The 19,724-nt window shown below is 59.9% G+C and carries 17 protein-coding genes; 8 read left to right on the forward strand and 9 right to left on the reverse strand.

The genetic code is table 11. The annotated features are described in order from the left end of the window. Positions 1-240: 240 nt before the first annotated feature. From dapB to grpE, 4 genes are all read right to left on the reverse strand, one after another. Entirely contained in the window at positions 241-1,047 is an 807-nt protein-coding gene (gene dapB, locus ACLD1X_RS12790) for a 4-hydroxy-tetrahydrodipicolinate reductase (RefSeq protein ID WP_429368076.1), read from the reverse strand. Positions 1,048-1,056: 9 nt separating this feature from the next. Next, complete coding sequence (dnaJ, locus tag ACLD1X_RS12795) at positions 1,057-2,181, reverse strand: molecular chaperone DnaJ (protein ID WP_429368078.1); 1,125 nt, start codon at positions 2,179-2,181, stop codon at positions 1,057-1,059. 296 nt (positions 2,182-2,477) lie between these two features. Then, the gene (gene dnaK / locus ACLD1X_RS12800) at positions 2,478-4,394 is read right to left on the reverse strand and encodes a molecular chaperone DnaK (RefSeq protein WP_111280792.1); all 1,917 of its coding nucleotides are present in this window, start codon (positions 4,392-4,394) and stop codon (positions 2,478-2,480) included. A 102-nt stretch (positions 4,395-4,496) separates the two neighbouring features. After that, positions 4,497-5,063 (reverse strand): nucleotide exchange factor GrpE, encoded by a 567-nt coding sequence (grpE, locus tag ACLD1X_RS12805; RefSeq protein ID WP_007988694.1) that lies wholly within the window; start codon positions 5,061-5,063, stop codon positions 4,497-4,499. A 240-nt stretch (positions 5,064-5,303) separates the two neighbouring features. Here grpE and recN point away from each other — a divergent pair, with 240 nt between their 5' ends. After that, positions 5,304-6,977, forward strand: a complete 1,674-nt coding sequence (recN, locus tag ACLD1X_RS12810; RefSeq protein ID WP_429368081.1) for a DNA repair protein RecN — start codon at positions 5,304-5,306, stop codon at positions 6,975-6,977. Between the two features lie 79 nt (positions 6,978-7,056). Here recN and fur read toward each other — a convergent pair whose 3' ends face one another. Beyond that, the gene (gene fur, locus ACLD1X_RS12815; RefSeq protein WP_003197684.1) at positions 7,057-7,461 is read right to left on the reverse strand and encodes a ferric iron uptake transcriptional regulator; all 405 of its coding nucleotides are present in this window, start codon (positions 7,459-7,461) and stop codon (positions 7,057-7,059) included. A 97-nt stretch (positions 7,462-7,558) separates the two neighbouring features. On the opposite strand from fur, the gene ACLD1X_RS12820 reads away from it, so the two are divergent. Continuing rightward, positions 7,559-8,086, forward strand: coding sequence for an outer membrane protein assembly factor BamE (locus ACLD1X_RS12820; RefSeq protein WP_429368083.1), 528 nt, complete (start codon positions 7,559-7,561; stop codon positions 8,084-8,086). Positions 8,087-8,146: 60 nt separating this feature from the next. Here the strand turns inward: ACLD1X_RS12820 and ACLD1X_RS12825 are convergent, their stop codons facing one another. Genes ACLD1X_RS12825 through ACLD1X_RS12835 form a run of 3 tightly spaced genes read right to left on the reverse strand, consistent with a single transcriptional unit; the run spans position 8,147 to position 10,299 of the window. After that, entirely contained in the window at positions 8,147-8,461 is a 315-nt protein-coding gene (locus ACLD1X_RS12825) for an RnfH family protein (RefSeq protein ID WP_429368085.1), read from the reverse strand. Then, a complete protein-coding gene (locus ACLD1X_RS12830) occupies positions 8,454-8,888 on the reverse strand; it encodes a type II toxin-antitoxin system RatA family toxin (protein WP_413421623.1) in 435 nt (144 codons plus the stop codon). The genes ACLD1X_RS12825 and ACLD1X_RS12830 overlap by 8 nt, the downstream gene beginning before the upstream one ends. A 7-nt stretch (positions 8,889-8,895) precedes the next feature. Beyond that, positions 8,896-10,299: a sodium-dependent transporter gene (locus ACLD1X_RS12835; protein WP_429368088.1), complete on the reverse strand. Its 1,404-nt coding sequence runs from the start codon at positions 10,297-10,299 to the stop codon at positions 8,896-8,898. A gap of 117 nt (positions 10,300-10,416) precedes the next feature. On the opposite strand from ACLD1X_RS12835, the gene smpB reads away from it, so the two are divergent. Next, positions 10,417-10,899, forward strand: coding sequence for an SsrA-binding protein SmpB (gene smpB, locus ACLD1X_RS12840; protein ID WP_027619335.1), 483 nt, complete (start codon positions 10,417-10,419; stop codon positions 10,897-10,899). Positions 10,900-10,997: 98 nt separating this feature from the next. Here the strand turns inward: smpB and ACLD1X_RS12845 are convergent, their stop codons facing one another. After that, entirely contained in the window at positions 10,998-11,765 is a 768-nt protein-coding gene (locus ACLD1X_RS12845) for a GntR family transcriptional regulator (RefSeq protein ID WP_057396627.1), read from the reverse strand. A 262-nt stretch (positions 11,766-12,027) separates the two neighbouring features. Between ACLD1X_RS12845 and ACLD1X_RS12850 the strand changes: the two genes are divergently transcribed. The 5 genes from ACLD1X_RS12850 (at position 12,028) to ACLD1X_RS12870 (ending at position 19,626) form a co-directional block, all read left to right on the forward strand. Beyond that, positions 12,028-13,722: a lactate permease LctP family transporter gene (locus ACLD1X_RS12850; RefSeq protein ID WP_429368091.1), complete on the forward strand. Its 1,695-nt coding sequence runs from the start codon at positions 12,028-12,030 to the stop codon at positions 13,720-13,722. 150 nt (positions 13,723-13,872) lie between these two features. After that, the gene (locus ACLD1X_RS12855; protein ID WP_429368093.1) at positions 13,873-14,697 is read left to right on the forward strand and encodes a (Fe-S)-binding protein; all 825 of its coding nucleotides are present in this window, start codon (positions 13,873-13,875) and stop codon (positions 14,695-14,697) included. Continuing rightward, positions 14,694-16,148: a LutB/LldF family L-lactate oxidation iron-sulfur protein gene (locus ACLD1X_RS12860; RefSeq protein ID WP_429368095.1), complete on the forward strand. Its 1,455-nt coding sequence runs from the start codon at positions 14,694-14,696 to the stop codon at positions 16,146-16,148. The genes ACLD1X_RS12855 and ACLD1X_RS12860 overlap by 4 nt, the downstream gene beginning before the upstream one ends. Next, positions 16,148-16,819, forward strand: a complete 672-nt coding sequence (locus ACLD1X_RS12865) for a LutC/YkgG family protein (RefSeq protein WP_429368097.1) — start codon at positions 16,148-16,150, stop codon at positions 16,817-16,819. The genes ACLD1X_RS12860 and ACLD1X_RS12865 overlap by 1 nt, the downstream gene beginning before the upstream one ends. Then, complete coding sequence (locus ACLD1X_RS12870) at positions 16,816-19,626, forward strand: FAD-binding and (Fe-S)-binding domain-containing protein (RefSeq protein WP_429368099.1); 2,811 nt, start codon at positions 16,816-16,818, stop codon at positions 19,624-19,626. The genes ACLD1X_RS12865 and ACLD1X_RS12870 overlap by 4 nt, the downstream gene beginning before the upstream one ends. The last annotated feature ends 98 nt before the right edge of the window (positions 19,627-19,724 follow it).

The following is a 19,724-nucleotide window of genomic DNA, read 5'->3' on the forward strand; positions in this document are numbered from 1 at the left end:
AGCCTGAAAGGGCGATCGCAGGTTGTAAAAAAGCGGAGTGACGTATGGACACGTCACCCCGCTTCTTCACTGAATTATTCTGCGCGCTTTTAGTGGACACACTAAAGCTGTAGCTTACAGAAAAAGGCATTTTTGGTCTACCGCCAATGAGCCTTAAAGGCTGGAGAATGCGACAGGACGTCGCTTGGCGGAATAAAACCGGGCTCAAACGCTGTGCGCGAGCCCGATTTCGGGTGCATCTTAACGCAGGTCGAGCACGTCTTGCATGTCATAAAGGCCAGGCTCGCGCCCGTCCAGCCACAATGCAGCTCGCACCGCACCCTTGGCGAAGGTCATGCGGCTGGAGGCTTTATGGGTGATTTCCAGGCGCTCGCCTTCGCAGGCAAACAGCACTGTGTGATCGCCAACCACATCACCACCGCGCACGGTGGCAAAGCCGATGGTTTCACGCTCACGCACACCGGTATGGCCTTCACGACCATAAACCGCGACTTTCTGCAGATCACGGTCCAGCGCGCCAGCGATCACTTCACCCATGCGCAGGGCCGTACCGGACGGCGCATCGATCTTGTGACGGTGATGCGCTTCGATGATTTCGATATCCGCCTCATCACCCAGCACGCGTGCAGCCATATCGAGCAATTTCAACGACAGGTTGACACCAACGCTGAAGTTGGCTGCGAACACGATGGGAATATCCTTGCCCGCCTCCGCCAGCAACTGCTTCTGCGCAGCGTCCAGCCCGGTGGTGCCGATCACCATGGCCTTGCCCGCCTTGCGGCAGAAGGCCAGGTTTTTCAGCATGACTTCCGGCAGCGTAAAGTCGATCAACACGTCGAACTCTTCCGCCACGGACTCCAGGCTTCCGGTCAGCGGCACACCAATGCGCCCCAGCGAAGCCAGTTCGCCCGCATCCACGCCAATCAGCGTGCTGCCAGGGCGCACAACGGCGGCCGTCAGACCGGTCAGGGGCGCGCGCTGCTGCACGGCCTCGACCAGGATTTTACCCATGCGCCCGGCAGCGCCCATCACAGCAATACGTCGCATGCCGACTCCTTACAGATCGCCGAAGAAGCGCTTGACGCCTTCGAACCAGCCAGTGGTTTTTGGCGAATGGCTATTGTCGTCCGCCAGGGAGCTACGGAACTCCTCGAGCATTTCGCGCTGGCGACGGCTCAGGTTGACCGGAGTCTCGACCGCCACGCGGCACATCAGGTCACCGGCACCGCCGCCGCGCACGGGTGCAACACCCTTGCCACGAACGCGGAACTGTTTGCCGGTCTGGGTCCCCTCAGGGATCTTCAGCTTGACGCGACCATCGAGGGTCGGAATCTCCAGCTCGCCACCCAGTGCAGCGTCGACGAAACTGATCGGCACTTCGCAGAACAGATGCTTGCCGTCACGCTGGAAGATCGCGTGCTCACGCACATTGATCACCACGTACAAGTCGCCAGTCGGGCCACCCTGAGCACCCGCCTCGCCTTCGCCGGACAGGCGAATGCGGTCACCGGTATCGACACCGGCCGGCACTTTCACCGACAGGGTCTTGTACTCTTCGACACGACCTTCGCCGTGGCAGGAATCGCACGGATCGGAAATGATCTTGCCCTGGCCATGGCAGCGCGGGCAGGTCTGCTGCACCGAGAAGAAACCCTGCTGCATGCGCACCTGGCCGATACCGCCGCAAGTCGGGCAGGTCACCGGTGAAGAGCCTCTCTTGGCACCGGAGCCGTCGCAAGGCTTGCAATTGACCAGCGTCGGAACGCGGATGTTCACGGTCGTACCGCGCACCGCTTCCTCGAGATCCAGCTCCAGGGTGTAGCGCAAGTCACTGCCGCGCTGAGCGCCACCACGGGAACCGCCGCGTCCACCACCGAAGAAATCACTGAAGACATCGCCAAAGATATCGGAGAAGTTCTGACCACCGAACCCGGCACCGCCGCCACCCATGCTCGGGTCGACACCGGCATGACCGTACTGGTCGTATGCCGCGCGCTTGCTGGAATCGGACAGCACCTCGTAGGCCTCGTTGGCCTCCTTGAACATCTCTTCCGACGCCTTGTCATCCGGATTACGGTCCGGGTGATGCTTCATCGCCAGGCGACGGTAGGCCTTTTTCAGGTCCGCTTCGCTTGAGCCACGCTCAACACCCAACACTTCGTAATAGTCACGCTTTGCCATAAGTCTTTGCACTCTTGAGGACGTCCGACAAAACCCTCCTGAGTTTGCCGAACTCGTTGAGCCCCAATACAGGCCCGGACCCAACTCACGTCAATTCAACGATCCTGGTCTTTGATTCAATGCGGTACTTGCGGCTCGAAAAGCAGGAGCATTCCCGGCCATACCACCAGTACACGAACGTTGTCGCATACTGTAAAAATTCGCGTATTCCAGACACGCCAACGCGGGAGCAAGCTCCCGCGCGGCGACATCCTACCAGTCACCGCCCAAAGGCAGTCAACCGGCCGACCAACAACTTACTTGTGGTCTTTCACTTCTTCGAACTCGGCATCGACAACGTCGTCAGCCTTTTCCGCCTTGTCGTCGTGCGGTGCCGCGCCTTCAGCTGGCTGAGCCTGTTCGGCGTACATCTTCTGCGCCACTGGAGCGGAAACTTTCGACAGCTCTTCAACCTTGGCTTCGATAGCAGCCTTGTCGTCGCCTTTAACGGCGGCTTCCAGGGCAACCACTGCCGCTTCGATTGCAGTCTTCTCTTCAGCGGTCACTTTGTCGCCGGCATCGGCAACCATTTTGCGCGTCGAGTGAACCAGTGCATCGCCCTGGTTACGGGCAGTGGCCAGCTCTTCGAACTTGCGGTCTTCCTCGGCATTCGCCTCGGCATCACGCACCATGCGCTCGATCTCTTCATCGGACAGACCGGAGTTGGCCTTGATCACGATCGACTGAGTCTTGCCGGTAGCCTTGTCTTTCGCACCTACGTGCAGGATGCCGTTGGCGTCGATGTCGAAGGTCACTTCGATCTGCGGCACACCACGTGGAGCTGGTGGAATGTCGGCCAGGTCGAACTTGCCCAGGGACTTGTTCTGTGCGGCTTGCTTACGCTCGCCCTGCAGCACGTGAATGGTCACGGCGCCCTGGTTGTCGTCGGCAGTCGAGAACACTTGCGATTTCTTGGTAGGAATCGTGGTGTTTTTCTCGATCAGCGCGGTCATCACGCCACCCATGGTTTCGATACCCAGGGTCAGCGGGCTGACGTCGAGCAGCAGAACGTCTTTCACGTCACCGGCCAGTACCGCGCCCTGAATAGCTGCACCCATGGCAACGGCTTCGTCCGGGTTCACGTCTTTACGAGCTTCTTTACCGAAGAACTCGGTTACCAGCTTCTGAACCAGTGGCATACGGGTCTGACCGCCTACCAGGATCACGTCGTTGATCGCGCCAACGTCGATACCGGCATCTTTCATCGCGATGCGGCAAGGCTCGATGGTGCGCTGAACCAGGTCTTCCACCAATGCTTCGAGCTTGGCGCGGGAGATCTTCACGTTCAGGTGCTTAGGACCGGTGGCGTCTGCAGTGATGTACGGCAGGTTCACGTCGGTCGACTGGCTCGAGGACAGTTCGATCTTGGCTTTTTCAGCAGCTTCTTTCAGGCGCTGCATGGCCAGCGGGTCACCCTTGAGGTTCATGCCGCTTTCTTTCTTGAATTCGTCGACGAGGTAGTCGATCAGACGAATGTCGAAGTCTTCACCGCCCAGGAACGTGTCACCGTTGGTGGCCAGTACTTCGAACTGGTGCTCGCCATCGACTTCAGCGATCTCGATCACGGAAACGTCGAAGGTACCGCCGCCCAGGTCGTAAACGATCACGGTGTGATCGCCCTTCGCCTTGTCCATACCGTAAGCCAGAGCAGCTGCGGTTGGTTCGTTGATGATACGTTTTACGTCCAGACCGGCGATGCGGCCGGCGTCCTTGGTCGCTTGACGCTGGCTGTCGTTGAAGTAGGCCGGAACGGTGATCACCGCTTCAGTCACGGTCTCGCCGAGGTAGTCTTCGGCGGTCTTCTTCATCTTCTTCAGGATTTCAGCCGAGATTTGTGGCGGTGCCATTTTCTGGCCGTTCACTTCAACCCAGGCGTCGCTGTTGTCAGCCTTGACGATCTTGTAAGGGACCATCTGGATGTCTTTCTGCACGACTTCTTCGTCGAAACGACGACCGATCAGACGCTTCACCGCATACAGGGTGTTGTGCGGATTGGTCACGGCCTGACGCTTGGCCGACTGGCCAACCAGAATTTCGCCATCGTTGGCGTAAGCGATGATCGACGGCGTGGTACGCGCGCCTTCAGCGTTTTCAATAACTTTTGCCTTGCCGTTTTCCAGCACGGAGACGCAGGAGTTGGTAGTCCCCAGGTCGATACCGATAATTTTGCCCATGTTCACTCTCCCGAAACTTTGGATTTGGTTGCCGCAGCAGTGGTGGCTAACTGCGGTAGCACTTAAACGCTTGACTTATAAATGGGGGCCTTGCGGCAGATTTCAAGCCTGCTCGTCAATCGAGGGCGAAACCGGCGCAGGCGCCTTGCTGACCACGACCATGGCCGGGCGCAGCAGGCGACCATTGAGCTGATAGCCCTTCTGGAACACCTTCAGAACACTGTTTGGCTCGACATCGGCGCTTTCCTGCATGGCCATTGCCTGATGCTGAACGGCATTGAACGGTTCGCCATGCGGATCGATCGCTTCAAGCTGATAACGCTTGAGGGTGTCGTGGAACATTTTCAGGGTCAGCTCGATGCCTTCGCGCATCGGACGGATGCTTTCGTCGTCCGGGCTGGACAGCTCAAGGCCGCGCTCCAGGCTGTCGACGATCGGCAGCAGGTCGCCGGCGAACTTTTCCAGCGCGAACTTGTGAGCCTTCTCTACATCCTGCTCGGCGCGACGGCGGACGTTCTGCAGATCGGCGGCTACACGCAAAGCCTGATCCTGAGCGCCTGCCAGTTGCTCTTCGAGCACTTGTACACGAGCCGCCAGGTCTTCACCCGAAGCCTCGGGCGCCTGGTTGGCGTCTGGGTTTTGCGTATCCACTGTCTGTTCGTCAGCCATAGATTTCTCCTTTCAATATCGTCCGCGAGCTCGACTCGCGCTTCTGCCCAGCTATATGGGGCCGCAAAATCCGGCTTCAAGGGGGCCCAAGCATTAACCCTACAAAAAACAACCGCATTGTCATTCCCGTCCGCGATAAGGCTTTCGTCGGACCAAGCCAATCGAGCTAACGAGGGGCATTGTCAGCCAGAAACAAAACACTGTATAAATAACCAGACCTAACACCTGGGAGCGGCCCATATGCTGGTGCACCTGTCCGTACACAACTACGCCATCGTTGAACATCTCGATCTCGAACTCGATCGCGGGATGAGCGTGATCACCGGGGAAACCGGCGCGGGCAAGTCGATCATGCTCGACGCGCTGGGCCTTACCCTGGGTGATCGCGCCGACAGCGGCGTGGTCCGCCCCGGCGCCGACAAGGCCGATATCCTGGCCACCTTTGATCTGGCCGACATTCCGGAAGCCAGCGCCTGGCTGGCCGAACGCGACCTCGAAAACGACGGCCCGTGCATCCTGCGCCGGGTGATCACATCCGAAGGACGCTCGCGTGGCTACATCAACGGCACGCCCTGCCCGCTTGGCGACCTCAAGGCGCTGGGCGAGCTGCTGATCGACATCCACAGCCAGCACGAACACCAATCCCTGCTCAAGACCGATACCCACCGTCGCCTGCTCGACGAATATGCCGGCGCAACGGATCTTGCCCGCCAGGTTCAACTCGCCGCCCAACGCTGGCGCCAGACCCGCCAGGAGCTGGAGCGACTCTCCAACTCCGGCGACGAGCAACGCGCCCGCCATCAGCTGCTCAGCTATCAACTCGAAGAGCTGGAAAACCTCGGCCTTGGCGACAACGAGCTGGAGCAGCTGGAACAGGAACACAAGAACCTGACCAACGCCGAAACCCTGCTGGGCATCTGCCGGCAAGTCGTAGAGCAATGCAGTGAAAGTGATTCGGGGAATGTCCTAAACGCCCTCACCGCCAGCCTCAACCGCCTGTCGAGCGTGAACAGCTCGATCGGTGCACTGGGCGAAGCCAGCAGCTTGCTGACCAGTGCACAGATCCAGGTTGAAGAGGCCGTAGGTGAACTGAACCGCTTCCTCGACAATTTCGACGCCGACCCGTCACGCCTTCAATACCTTGAAGAACGCCTCGACGCGATCTACACCCTGGCACGCAAACACCGCATCCAGCCAACCGAAGTCGCCGAGATGCAACAGAAGCTGCTGGATGAAATCGAGACCCTGAACGCCAACGACGAGTCCATCGAGCGACTGAGCGATGAGTTGTCGTCCTATGCCCGACACTATCAGGAAAGGGCCCGGGAACTGAGCGACCTGAGGCACCAGGCGTCGAACAGCCTGGCCAGCGCCGTGGAGCAGGAAATCCAGCGCCTGGGCATGCCTGGCGGGCGCTTTACCATTGAACTGCGCCCCAACAGCAGCGATGAACTTCTGCCCAATGGCCTGGAACAGGTAGAACTGCTGGTCAGCGCCAACCCTGGTCAGCCGCTGAAGGCCCTGGCGAAAGTAGCGTCCGGCGGCGAACTGTCGCGGATCAGCCTGGCGATCCAGGTAATCACCGCACAGACCTCCCGTGTCCCGACCCTGGTATTCGACGAAGTCGACGTCGGCATTGGCGGCCCGACCGCAGAAATCGTCGGCCAGTTGCTGCGCAGGCTCGGCGAGCGCGGACAGGTACTGACCGTGACCCACTTGCCGCAAGTGGCAGCGCAAGGTCATCAGCATCTATTTGTGCACAAGGTGCGCGGTGAGGATGCCACCCGCACGGCCGTTTCCAGACTGAGCAAAAACGACCGCGTCGAAGAAGTCGCACGGATGCTGGGCGGCATCGATCTCACCAAGGAATCCCTGGCGCACGCCAAAAAAATGGTGGTTGCCGCAAAAGCTTGAATAGAAAGAGGCAGAAAGCACGAAGGCGACCCTGGGGTCGCCTTCGCTCGTTTCGCGAACGGATGTTCGCGCGACATGCTTACTTTTTCTTGCGCACGTACAGCACCAGATTGTGATCAACCATCTCGAAGCCATACTTGTCGACGATTGCTTTCTGAAGCCGCTCGATTTCCTCGTCGAAGAATTCGATCACTTCGCTGGTTTCGACGTTGACCATATGGTCGTGATGCTTTCCGTCGTCCAGTTCGAAGACCGCATGGCCTCCGTCGAAGTTGTGCCGCACCACAAGGCCAGCTGCCTCGAACTGGGTCAGAACACGGTAAACCGTGGCCAGACCGACGTCCTCACCAGCCTCCATAAGGGCCTTGTAGACATCCTCGGCACTCATGTGGCGCTGCTCGGCGGAGTCGAGCATTTGCAGAATTTTGACCCGTGGCAGGGTCACTTTGAGGCCGGCTTTGCGTAGTTCGCTATTTTCAACCATGGTCAGCTTTCTCGCGATGCTGCTTCGCAGCTTCTCTTAATGCGGGTATGATCGGCGTTTACGTTGTCCCAGCCAAGATAGTGGAAGTCGCCCACCGATGCAAAACACCAAGCTCTTGCTAACCAGTTTCACCTTTGTGGGACTGCTCGCACTCGCCGGTTGTTCATTCCCCGGGGTTTACAAAATCGACATCCAGCAGGGCAATGTCGTCACGCAGGACATGATAGACCAGTTACGCCCGGGAATGACCCGCAAGCAAGTACGGTTTATCATGGGCAACCCTCTGCTGACTGACACGTTCCATGCCGATCGCTGGGATTATCTGTACAGCCTGCAACCCGGTGGCGGTGAACGCCAACAAGAACGCATTAGCGTTATCTTCAACCCAAATGACCAGCTTGTCAGCCTCTCTGGCGATTTCATGCCAGGCGTGAGCCGCGACGAAGCCATTCTCGGCAAGGACAGCGGCACGACAGTGGCTGCCCCGGCAGAAAACGTCGAGAAGCCAAAACCGGAAAAACCGGCCAAGCCAGGTTCGTTGCTGGACCAGATCCAGAAAGACGTCGACAAAGCGGAAACCGTTCCGGTCCCGACGCCGCAACCACTGGAAACCTCGCCGCAATAATTTGCGACGCAATAAAAAGCCCGGCATGCCCGGGCTTTTTAATGTCTGGCGTTCGGCAACTTACTGATTCCGGGCTTTCGCCTCGGCAGCCTTGGCCGCACGAAGCCGGCGAACCTCTTTCGGATCAGCCAGCAACGGCCGATAAATCTCGATGCGATCCCCCGACTGGACCAGACGGCTGTCGGGATCGACAACGACCTTGCCGAAGATCCCCACAGGACACCCGGCCAGATCCAGCTCGGGAAACGCCTGACCGATACCGGATTTCAACAAGGCCGCACGAACAGTCGTTCCTGCTGGCACTTTCACCGGCACAAGCACCTGGCGATCAACAGCGGCATACACCACCTCAACCCCGATATCGGCCTCAACCATGTATTTGCTTGGCCCGTTGGCAGAATGCATCCACCAGCGTATTGGCCGCCTGATTGAACAAGGGTCCCAGGGTCGCGCGAACAATCGGCCCTGCGTAATCGAATGAAAGGTCCAGGCTGATCTTGCAAGCCTTGTCGGTCAATGCCTTGAACACCCAGATACCGTGCAGCTGAGTGAACGGGCCTTCCTCAAGGTTCATTTCGATCGACTGGCCAGGAACCAGGGTATTGCGCGTCACGAAATGCTGGCTGAGGCCGCCCTTCGCCACGCCAACGCTCGCCCGCATATGCTCAGGCGAGCTCTCCAGGACTTCGGCCGCCGAGCACCATGGCAGAAACTCCGGATAGCGAGCCACGTCGTTGACCAGGTCATACAGCGCTTGTGCCGGATACGGCAGCAAGGCCGAACGTGAAATGTGTGTTGTCATGTCAGCGTTACTTCCACAGCTGGGCGGCAAACACTACGAGGATGCCGAGGGGCGCCACATAGCGCATCAAGAACAAGGACAGACCAAACAGCGCAGGGTTGCGAATCGACAACTCGTCGCGTACCGCTTCACGCCCCATGATCCAGCCCGCAAACACCACGAAACACAAACCGCCAAGCGGCAGCATGAGTCGCGAGGTAAAGAAATCGATCACACCAAAGAAGTCGAGACCACCGGTTGCGCCCCATTGGTAGAGGTGGAACATACCGCCTTCGTTCACGAAAAACCTGGCCTCCTTCCAGATATTGAAGGAGAACACCGTGCCCAGGCCAACAAACCAGCAGCTGAAAGCCAACCAGAAGGTGACCCACGCACGACTGACTTTAGTGCGCTCGACCAGGTAGGCCACCATCGGTTCAAGCAGGGAAATCGCCGAACTCCAGGCAGCGACTGCCACCAGCACGAAGAACACCACACCCATCAGTTGCCCGAACGCCACATTGCCGAAGGCAAACGGCAGGCTGACGAACATCAGCCCCGGCCCTTCGCTCGGGTTCAGGCCCGCCGCGAAAACAATCGGAAACAATGCCAGGCCGGCCACCAGGGACACGAAGGTATCAAGCAGCGCCACGCCTACGACAGTCCCCGATATCGACGAGTCCTTCGGCATGTAGGCGCCGTAGATCATGATCGAGCCGACACCCACGCTCAGGGAAAAGAACGCATGGCCCATCGCGGGCAACAAACCGTCCAGGACCTTTTCCGGATGGAAGTCGAACATGAAATGCACACCGTCCATGAAATGGCCGGTGGTCATGCTGTAACCCAGCAACACGAGGACCATCACGAACAACAAGGGCATCATGATGCGCAAACTGCGTTCAAGCCCGGCAACCACACCCTTGGCGATCACCACCGCCGACAACAGCATGAAAATCGTGTGCCAGAGTGTCAGGCGCCAGGGGTCGGCGATCACATTGCCGAAGTAAGCGCCCACCTGATCCGGCGTCACGCCCTGGAAGTCGCCACGCCCCATGTCGATGATGTAGTCCAGCGACCAGCCGCCCACCACACTGTAGAAAGACAGGATCAGCAACGCCGTGATCATCCCGGCAAATGCGCCCCAGGACCATTTGCCCGAGTGCCCCGCCTCGATCGCCAGCGCCTTCAAGGCATTGGCCGGGCTCTGCCGGGCACGCCGGCCGATCAGGGTTTCCGCCAGCATGACCGGCACGCCAATCAGTGCGATGCAAACCAGGAACATCAGCACAAAGGCGCCGCCGCCATAGACGCCGACCATGTAGGGGAATTTCCAGATACTACCCAGCCCCACAGCCGAACCGGTCGCAGCGAGTATGAAGACCCAGCGGCTAGCCCAACTGCCGTGGACTGAAACCTTGTCTGTCGACATCGCTATCACGCCCAGCGTTCAAAAAAGAGGCCGCATTGTCCGGGATTCAATCAACCTGCTCAAGCACGCAGCAACACCGTAGCCGACTCGCGCGCAACTCCCTATAATGCCGCCCCTATGGCTAAACAGAAGAAACACCCAACAGGGACCATCGCGCAAAATAAAAAGGCGCGACACGATTACTTCATCGAGCATCGGTTCGAGGCTGGTCTGGTCCTGGCCGGCTGGGAAGTAAAAAGTCTGCGGGCGAGCAAGTTGCAGCTGGTCGACAGCTACGTACTGCTCAAGGATGGCGAAGCCTGGCTGCTTGGCAGTCACATCACGCCCCTGACGACCGCCAGTACCCACGTCATCGCTGACCCGGTGCGCACGCGTAAACTGCTGCTCAATCGGCGCGAGCTGGAAAAGCTCTCCGCTGCCGTGCAGCAAAAGGGCTACGCCTGCGTGTGCCTGTCCTGGTACTGGAGCAAGCACATGGTCAAGTGCGAGATCGCCCTGGGCAAGGGCAAGAAGGAATACGACAAGCGTGATACCGAGCGCGAACGTGACGCCGGTCGCGAATTGCAGCGAGCGGTACGCAACAAGGGCAAGGAAGACTGATTCTTTCGCCTTGAGCCCGCTCCCACAGGCTTTCGATGTACCTGTGGGAGCGGGCTTGCCCGCGAAAGCCATCCCACAAGCCATACAAAATCGACCGACTACATCCCCTTGCGCCGTTCCGCCCGGGCCATGCGCTGCACTTCCTGACGCACCTCTTCCAGCACTTCCTGCACATACAAAATGTGTCGGCTGGAAACCTCCCGCGCCTGTTCCGCCCGCCCTTCGATAATCGCCTGATACAACTCCCGATGCTGCGTGATCAACATGTCGCGGGTTTCAGTGCGCTGCTTGTACATGCCGCCGATGTTGGTCACCACGTTGCGCTTGAGCAGGTCGAACAGTCCGCGAATGGTGTGCAGCAACACGGCATTGTGGCTGGCCTCGGCGATCGCCAGGTGAAAGCTTGCGTCCGCAGCCCCCTCTTCGGCACGGCTCACCTCTTCGTGACGCGAATAGCAGTCCTGCAATTCATTGAATGCCGCGGTCAGTCGCTCGCGATCCACATCAGTGGCACGCAGCGCCGCGTAGTAGGCGCAGGACGCTTCCAGCGTATGGCGAAACTCCAGCAGATCGCGTTGCGCCTCGGGGTTGCTTTCCAGCAGATGCAACAAGGGATCACTGAAGGTGCTCCCCAGTGATTCCACCACATAGTTGCCGCCGCCCTGGCGACTGACCAGCAACCCCTTGGCGGTCAATTTCTGAATGGCTTCACGCAACGAAGGGCGTGACACGCCAAATTGTTCGGCCAACGCACGCTCGGCCGGCAAACGCTCACCCGCCTTCAACGTGCCCTCAAGGATCATGCCCTCAAGCTGCTCGACAATATCGTCAGACAAACGGCGCTGACGAATCTGATCAAACCCCATAACTCGATTTCTCCACGATCCGACGGCTCGCCGGGGCTCTATTCTGGCCTATCGGCGCCGCGCCAGCACCTGCAACAACGCATTTGCGTCATACCAGGCAGACGACCTGCGCACTTTGCATTCGACAAAAGTTTTAGGGCGGCAAATTGACACACCGCCTACAAGGCTTTTACCCTAGCCAACAGCGATTGTAAATTGGTCTTACCAATTATCCAAGAACGCTGATCAGTGCCTGACCAACAACAATTAGGGGCCACCCCATATGCAAACCTGGCAACAGCTCTATACCCCGCTCGGCAGCCTCGGCCTGTCCGCACTCGCAGCCGTCATCCCCATCGTATTTTTCTTCCTGGCCCTGGCCGTGTTCCGCCTCAAGGGGCATGTCGCCGGCAGCATCACCCTGGCCTTGTCGATTCTGGTGGCGATCTTCGCCTTCCAGATGCCGGTCGATATGGCGTTCGCCGCCGCCGGGTATGGCTTCGCCTATGGCCTGTGGCCGATTGCCTGGATCATTGTGGCAGCGGTGTTCCTCTACAAACTGACGGTCAAGAGTGGCCAGTTCGAAGTCATCCGCAGTTCGGTGCTGTCGATCACCGATGACCAGCGCCTGCAGGTCCTGCTGATCGGATTCTGCTTCGGCGCCTTCCTCGAAGGTGCAGCCGGTTTTGGCGCACCGGTGGCGATTACCGCGGCCCTGCTGGTAGGACTGGGTTTCAATCCGTTGTACGCCGCCGGCTTGTGCCTGATCGCCAACACCGCGCCGGTCGCCTTCGGTGCCCTGGGCATTCCGATCATCGTTGCCGGGCAAGTGACCGGTATCGACGCCTTCAAGATCGGCGCCATGACCGGTCGCCAACTGCCGCTGCTGTCGATGTTCGTGCCGTTCTGGCTGGTGTTCATGATGGATGGCCTGCGCGGCGTGCGGGAAACCTGGCCGGCAGCCCTGGTAGCTGGACTGAGCTTTGCCGTGACCCAGTACTTCACCTCGAACTTCATCGGTCCGGAACTGCCGGACATCACCTCGGCCCTGGCCAGCCTGATTGCCCTGACCCTGTTCCTGAAAGTCTGGCAACCGAAACGCGCTGCCGGCCAACACATCGTGGGCGCGGTATCGGCCTCGGTAGTAAGCGCCAGCGTCGGTGGTTTCGGCCAGAAGCGCACCACCGTGGCATCGCCCTACAGCCTTGGGGAAATTTTCAAGGCCTGGTCGCCGTTCCTGATCCTCACCGTACTGGTCACCATCTGGACCCTGAAGCCGTTCAAGGCCATGTTTGCCGCCGGCGGCTCGATGTACAGCTTCGTGTTCAACTTTGCCATTCCACATCTGGATCAACTGGTCATCAAGACCGCGCCGATCGTGGCGACGCCAACCGCCATCCCGGCGGTGTTCAAACTGGACCCGATATCCGCCACCGGCACGGCGATTTTCTTCTCGGCGCTGATCTCGATGCTGGTACTGAAGGTCAATTTCAAAACTGGTCTGACCACTTTGAAAGAGACCTTCTACGAACTGCGTTGGCCGATCCTGTCGATCGGCATGGTGCTGGCGTTTGCCTTCGTGACCAACTACTCGGGCATGTCCTCGACCATGGCTCTGGTACTGGCAGCGACGGGCGCGGCGTTCCCGTTCTTCTCACCGTTCCTTGGTTGGCTGGGCGTGTTCCTCACCGGTTCCGATACGTCGTCCAACGCCCTGTTCAGTTCGCTGCAAGCGACCACCGCGCACCAGATCGGTGTCAACGACACCTTGCTGGTGGCGGCGAACACCAGCGGCGGCGTGACCGGCAAGATGATCTCGCCACAGTCGATCGCCGTGGCCTGCGCCGCGACCGGCCTGGTGGGCAAAGAATCGGATCTGTTCCGCTTCACCCTCAAGCACAGCCTATTCTTTGCAACGATTGTCGGCTTGATCACCCTGGCCCAGGCCTACTGGTTCACCGGCATGCTGGTGCACTAAGACCACAAGCGACATGGAAATAACCGACGCCGGTCCGTGATTCCGGCGTCAGCAATTCACAACCCGGTCTGTAAGGCTGCTGAAAGCAACTCTCTCTATATTCAGCAGCCTCAGCGGACGGATAACCGGGCCCACCCGGAGACACGCCTGATGAGCGAGCTTTTTTACAACGCTGTGCCGAACGCGACCCGTGTCGCCCCGCCACTGCCCGAGCCTCGGCAATACCCCAGCGAGAAACCGTCACGGGTCTACCTGTTCGGGACCTGCGTGGTCGATCTGTTCTACCCCGAAGCCGGGATGGACGCTATCCACCTGCTGGAGCGCGAAGGCATTCGTGTCGAGTACCCGCAAGGGCAAAGCTGCTGCGGCCAACCGGCCTACACCTCGGGTTACACCGAGCAGGCACGGACCGTGGCGCGCTCGCAACTGGCGCTGTTCGCTGGCGACTATCCGGTGGTGGTGCCGTCGGGTTCCTGCGCAGGCATGCTGCGCGAGCATTACGCCGACCTGTTCAAGGACGAGCCGGACACGTTGAAACAGGTCAAGGCGCTGGCTGCCAGAACCTATGAATTGGCCGAGTTCCTGTTGTTTGTCTGCAAGGTGCAGTTCAAGGACAGCGGCGAACCGGTAAAAGTGGCGCTTCACACGTCGTGCTCGGCGCGCCGTGAAATGAACACCCACCTGCACGGCCGCGAGTTGTTGTCGCAGTTGAGCAATGTGGAGCGGGTCAATCACGACCACGAAAGTGAGTGCTGTGGCTTTGGCGGGACATTCAGCGTCCGTATGCCAGACATTTCCGGCGCGATGGTGGCTGACAAGACCCGGGCATTGAAGGAGTCCGGCGCGCACAAGGTGTTGAGTGCCGATTGCGGTTGCTTGATGAACATCAACGGCTCGCTGGAAAAACAGCAGGAAGCGTTGCGCGGCCAGCACCTGGCCAGTTTCCTCTGGCAGCGTACCGGAGGTGCCCGATGAGCACTTCCACGATTATTCCTACGGTTGCCGTAGAAGAAGATTTCCGCACCCGCGCCCACCAGGCGTTGGGTGATGCGCAATTGCGAAACAACTTTCGCAAGGCGATGGATTCACTGATGAGCAAACGGGCAGCGGCTTTCAGCGATGCCCATGAAAGAGAACATTTGCGCGCGCTGGGCAATGCCGTCCGCGCTCGTGCGTTATCCAAGTTGCCCGAGCTGCTCGAGCAACTGGAACAGAACCTGACCCGCAACGGTGTGACAGTGCACTGGGCGGAAACGGTGGACGAAGCCAATGGCATCGTCCTCTCGATCATCCGCGCTCACGAGGGGCGGCAAGTGATCAAGGGCAAATCGATGGTCAGCGAAGAGATGGAGATGAACCATTTCCTCGAGGCTCAAGACATTGAATGCCTGGAGTCCGATATGGGGGAATACATCGTCCAGCTCGACCACGAGAAGCCTTCACACATAATCATGCCGGCGATCCACAAGAATGCCGGTCAGGTCGCGTCCTTGTTCCACGACAAACTTGGGGTGGAATACACCAAGGACGTTGACCAACTCATTCAGATCGGTCGCAAAGTCTTGCGGCAGAAATTCTTCGAAGCGGACATCGGCGTCTCCGGTGTCAACTTCGCCGTGGCCGAAACCGGCACCCTGCTACTGGTGGAAAACGAAGGCAACGGCCGCATGACTACCACAGTGCCGCCGGTGCACATCGCTGTCACCGGTATCGAAAAAGTCGTGGAAAACCTGCGCGACGTGGTGCCGCTGCTGTCGCTGCTGACCCGTTCAGCCCTGGGCATCCCGATCACCACTTACGTCAACATGATCTCCGGCCCGCGCAAGGAACATGAGCTCGACGGCCCGCAGGAAGTGCACCTCGTGCTGCTCGACAATGGTCGCAGCCAGGCCTTTGCCGACAGCGAATTGCGCCAGACCCTGAACTGCATCCGCTGTGGCGCCTGTATGAATCATTGCCCGGTGTATACCCGAATCGGCGGCCATGCCTATGGAGAGGTTTACCCCGGCCCTATCGGAAAAATCGTCACCCCGCACATGGTTGGCCTGGCGAAAGTCCCGGATCACCCGAGCGCGTCTTCGCTGTGCGGTGCCTGCGGGGAAGTCTGCCCGGTCAAAATCCCGATCCCTGCGCTGCTGCGGCGCCTGCGGGAAGAAAACGTCAAGGCCCCGGACAGCCCCAATCAAGTGATGCGCGGCCAGGGCAGCAAGTATTCGCGCAAGGAGCGGTTCATCTGGAACGCGTGGGCGAAGCTCAACAGTTCGCCGACGCTGTATCGCCTGTTCGGGTTCTTCGCCACCCGTTTGCGCGCCCTCACGCCGAGCAATGTCGGCCCCTGGACGCAAAACCACAGCGCACCCAAACCCGCCGCCCGCTCACTGCATGACATGGCCCGCGAGCATCTGGCCAAACAGGGAGACCGCTGATGAGCGCCAAGCAAAATATCCTCGCCAAACTGCGTAAAAGTCTGACAGGCACCACGCCGGTGGCTGACAACTTTGATGTCGATCTGGTGACCCAGCCTTACACCTACGCGCCCGAGCAACGCATTGCGCAGCTGCGCAAACTGATGGAAGCGGTGCACACGGAAATCCATCTGACGTCCGCCGAAGAGTGGCCGACGCTGCTCGCGCAATTGCTGCGGGAGCGCCAGTTGCCGAGCCTGCTGATCGCACCGACCACGCCCCACGGTCAACGGATCACCCGGCACTGGGCGAACAATCCCGGCCTGCCAATGCTCAAGGCTTACGACCGCCCGGTTGAGGAATGGAAAGCCGAGCTGTTCAACGACACGCCGGCGAGCCTGACCGGCACCCTCGGCGCCATCGCGGCAACCGGCAGCCTGATTATCTGGCCGACCCGGGAAGAACCGCGCTTGATGAGCCTCGCGCCACCGGTGCATTTCGCCCTGCTCAAGGCCAGCGAAATCCGCGACAACTTCTATCAGGTGCAGCAGGAGTTCGAATGGGCGCAGGGCATGCCGACCAATGCACTGCTGGTGTCCGGCCCGTCGAAAACCGCCGACATCGAGCAAGTGCTGGCGTACGGCGCCCACGGCCCGAAAGACCTGGTGGTGTTGATCCTGGAGGACCAATGAGTCTACCGGCCGCGTTCCTGCGTGATGTACAGCAACTGATTCCTCAACAGCGACGTTTCGACGACCCGCTGTCGACCCTGGCCTTCGGCACCGATGCCAGCTTCTATCGTTTGATTCCGCAACTGGTGATCCGCGTCGAGTCCGAAGACGAAGTGGTGGCACTGCTGCAACTGGCACAACGCGACCGGGTGCCGGTGACCTTCCGCGCCGCCGGTACCAGCTTGTCCGGTCAGGCGATCAGCGATTCGGTGCTGATCGTGCTGGGGGATAACTGGAACAGTCGCGAGATCCGTGGCCAGGGTGCGCAAATCCGCCTGCAACCCGGCGTGATCGGTGCCCAGGCCAACGCCTGGCTAGCGCCGTTCGGCCGCAAGATCGGCCCGGACCCGGCCTCGATCAACGCCTGCAAAATCGGCGGCATCGTCGCCAACAATGCCAGCGGCATGTGCTGCGGCACAGCGCAAAACACCTATCACACCCTGGCCGGCATTCGCCTGGTGCTGGCCGATGGCAGTCGTCTCGATACTGAAGATGCCGCCAGCGTCACGGCGTTTCGCCAAAGCCACGCCGCCCTGCTGGAGCGCCTGGCGACGCTGGGCCGCGAGACCCGCGCCAACGCCGAGCTGGCTGCGAGAATCCGCCACAAATACCGTCTGAAAAATACCACCGGCCTGTCACTCAATGCCCTGGTGGATTTCGACGAGCCTGTGGATATCTTGAGCCACTTGTTGGTGGGCTCCGAGGGCACGCTCGGGTTCATCAGTGCGGTGACCTACGACACAGTGATCGACCACCCGAACAAGGCCTCGGCCCTGATTGTGTTCCCGGATGTCGAGACCTGCTGCAACGCCGTCACCGTATTGAAAAGCCAGCCGGTATCGGCCGTGGAACTGCTGGACCGACGTAGCCTGCGTTCAGTGCAGGACAAACCCGGCATGCCGCCTTTCGTACAGCATCTGTCGAACAATGCCTGCGCCTTGCTGATCGAGTCTCGCGCCGCGTCGACCACCTTGCTGCACGAACAACTGGCACAGATCATGGCGTCGCTGCAGGCGTTCCCGGTGGAAAAGCAGGTCGACTTCACAGAAGACCCACAGGAAAACGCCCGCCTCTGGGCCATCCGCAAAGACACCTTCCCTGCCGTCGGCGCCGTGCGCAAGACCGGCACCACGGTGATCATCGAAGACGTCACCTTCCCGGTCGAACAACTGGCCATCGGCGTCAACCGCCTGATCGAGCTGTTCGACAAACATCACTACGACGAAGCGATCCTTTTCGGACACGCACTGGAAGGCAATCTGCACTTCGTCTTCACCCAAGGCTTCAACAACGCGCAAGAAGTCGCACGCTATCAGGCGTTCATGGATGACGTGGCGCAACTGGTAGCGGTGGAGTTCGGCGGCTCGCTGAAAGCCGAACACGGCACCGGGCGCAACATGGCGCCGTTCGTCGAGCTCGAATGGGGCAGCGATGCCTACCAGTTGATGTGGCAACTCAAGCGTCTGCTCGACCCCAACGGCATTCTCAACCCGGACGTGGTGCTCAGCGAAGACCCGCAGATCCATCTCAAGCACCTCAAGCCATTGCCGGCTGCCGACGAGATTGTCGACAAGTGCATCGAATGCGGCTTCTGCGAACCGGTCTGCCCGTCGAAAGGCCTGACCTTGAGCCCGCGCCAGCGCATTGTGATCTGGCGCGACATTCAGGCGAAAAAACGCGCTGGCATCGATACCACCGAACTCGAGGCCGCGTACGAATACCAGGGCATCGACACCTGTGCCGCCACCGGCCTGTGCGCGCAACGCTGCCCGGTGGGCATCAATACCGGCGAGCTGGTGAAAAAGCTGCGCAGCCGCAAGGCAACGCATACGAAAACCGCCAGCTGGCTTGAAGGACATTTCGCCACGGCACTGCAAGGGGCGCGTTTCACCCTGCACGTCGCCAATGGTGCACGCCTGTTGCTGGGAGCGCCGCGACTGACAAAGCTTTCCGCAACCCTGAGCAAACTGTCCAAAGGGCAAATCCCGCAGTGGACCAACGCCATGCCTCAGCCTGAACGGCCGATTCGCTTCAGCCCGGCGATCAGCGATGAACGTCCGCGCGTGGTGTACCTGGCCGCGTGCGTGTCACGGGCCATGGGCCCGGCGGCGGGCGACAAGGAGCAAATGTCGCTGCACGACAAGACCCGCGGCCTGCTGGAAAAGGCCGGATATCAAGTGGTTTACCCGGACAACCTGGACAGCCTGTGCTGCGGCCAGCCGTTCGCGTCAAAAGGCTATGCCGAGCAAGCCGAACACAAACGCCAGGAACTGATTGGCGCCTTGCTGCACGCCAGCCGCGGCGGGCTCGACCCGATCTACTGCGACACCAGCCCCTGCACCTTGCGCCTGGTCCAGGACCTGGGCGAAACCCGCCTGGACCTGTACGACCCGGTGCGCTTCATCCGCACACACCTGATGGATCGCCTGGAGTTCACGCCTCAGGAGGCACCGATCGCCGTGCACGTGACCTGCAGCACCCAACACCTGGGGGAAAGCCAGGCGTTGATCGACCTGGCGCGCAAGTGCAGCAAAAACGTGGTCATTCCCGAAGGCATTCACTGCTGCGGCTTCGCTGGCGACAAGGGCTTTACTACGCCGCAGTTGAACGCCCATTCGCTGCGCACGCTCAAGGACGCGGTGCAGCAGTGCAGCGAGGGGATTTCCACCAGTCGCACTTGTGAGATCGGCCTGACGCAACATGGCGGCATTGATTACCACGGGCTAGTCTATCTGGTGGACCGCGTTACCCTGGCTAGGGCGACTTGAGCAGAACCCCACAGAAGGCGCATTCATGCGCCTTCTTTGTGCTTGCTGCCAGAACCGACAGCATTACCGCAAAAAACAGAACCCTGACGTGCCACCGC

Origin of the sequence: Pseudomonas sp. 18173 (genome assembly GCF_050432945.1) — a bacterium.
GTDB lineage: Bacteria > Pseudomonadota > Gammaproteobacteria > Pseudomonadales > Pseudomonadaceae > Aquipseudomonas.

What these genes read in the sequence shown, in the direction of transcription:
- dapB (WP_429368076.1), bottom strand. Translation starts at nt 1,047, where the DNA reads ATGCGACGTATTGCTGTGATGGGCGCTGCCGGGCGCATGGGTAAAATC.
- dnaJ (WP_429368078.1), bottom strand. Translation starts at nt 2,181, where the DNA reads ATGGCAAAGCGTGACTATTACGAAGTGTTGGGTGTTGAGCGTGGCTCA.
- dnaK (WP_111280792.1), bottom strand. Translation starts at nt 4,394, where the DNA reads ATGGGCAAAATTATCGGTATCGACCTGGGGACTACCAACTCCTGCGTC.
- grpE (WP_007988694.1), bottom strand. Translation starts at nt 5,063, where the DNA reads ATGGCTGACGAACAGACAGTGGATACGCAAAACCCAGACGCCAACCAG.
- recN (WP_429368081.1), top strand. Translation starts at nt 5,304, where the DNA reads ATGCTGGTGCACCTGTCCGTACACAACTACGCCATCGTTGAACATCTC.
- fur (WP_003197684.1), bottom strand. Translation starts at nt 7,461, where the DNA reads ATGGTTGAAAATAGCGAACTACGCAAAGCCGGCCTCAAAGTGACCCTG.
- ACLD1X_RS12820 (WP_429368083.1), top strand. Translation starts at nt 7,559, where the DNA reads ATGCAAAACACCAAGCTCTTGCTAACCAGTTTCACCTTTGTGGGACTG.
- ACLD1X_RS12825 (WP_429368085.1), bottom strand. Translation starts at nt 8,461, where the DNA reads ATGGTTGAGGCCGATATCGGGGTTGAGGTGGTGTATGCCGCTGTTGAT.
- ACLD1X_RS12830 (WP_413421623.1), bottom strand. Translation starts at nt 8,888, where the DNA reads ATGACAACACACATTTCACGTTCGGCCTTGCTGCCGTATCCGGCACAA.
- ACLD1X_RS12835 (WP_429368088.1), bottom strand. Translation starts at nt 10,299, where the DNA reads ATGTCGACAGACAAGGTTTCAGTCCACGGCAGTTGGGCTAGCCGCTGG.
- smpB (WP_027619335.1), top strand. Translation starts at nt 10,417, where the DNA reads ATGGCTAAACAGAAGAAACACCCAACAGGGACCATCGCGCAAAATAAA.
- ACLD1X_RS12845 (WP_057396627.1), bottom strand. Translation starts at nt 11,765, where the DNA reads ATGGGGTTTGATCAGATTCGTCAGCGCCGTTTGTCTGACGATATTGTC.
- ACLD1X_RS12850 (WP_429368091.1), top strand. Translation starts at nt 12,028, where the DNA reads ATGCAAACCTGGCAACAGCTCTATACCCCGCTCGGCAGCCTCGGCCTG.
- ACLD1X_RS12855 (WP_429368093.1), top strand. Translation starts at nt 13,873, where the DNA reads ATGAGCGAGCTTTTTTACAACGCTGTGCCGAACGCGACCCGTGTCGCC.
- ACLD1X_RS12860 (WP_429368095.1), top strand. Translation starts at nt 14,694, where the DNA reads ATGAGCACTTCCACGATTATTCCTACGGTTGCCGTAGAAGAAGATTTC.
- ACLD1X_RS12865 (WP_429368097.1), top strand. Translation starts at nt 16,148, where the DNA reads ATGAGCGCCAAGCAAAATATCCTCGCCAAACTGCGTAAAAGTCTGACA.
- ACLD1X_RS12870 (WP_429368099.1), top strand. Translation starts at nt 16,816, where the DNA reads ATGAGTCTACCGGCCGCGTTCCTGCGTGATGTACAGCAACTGATTCCT.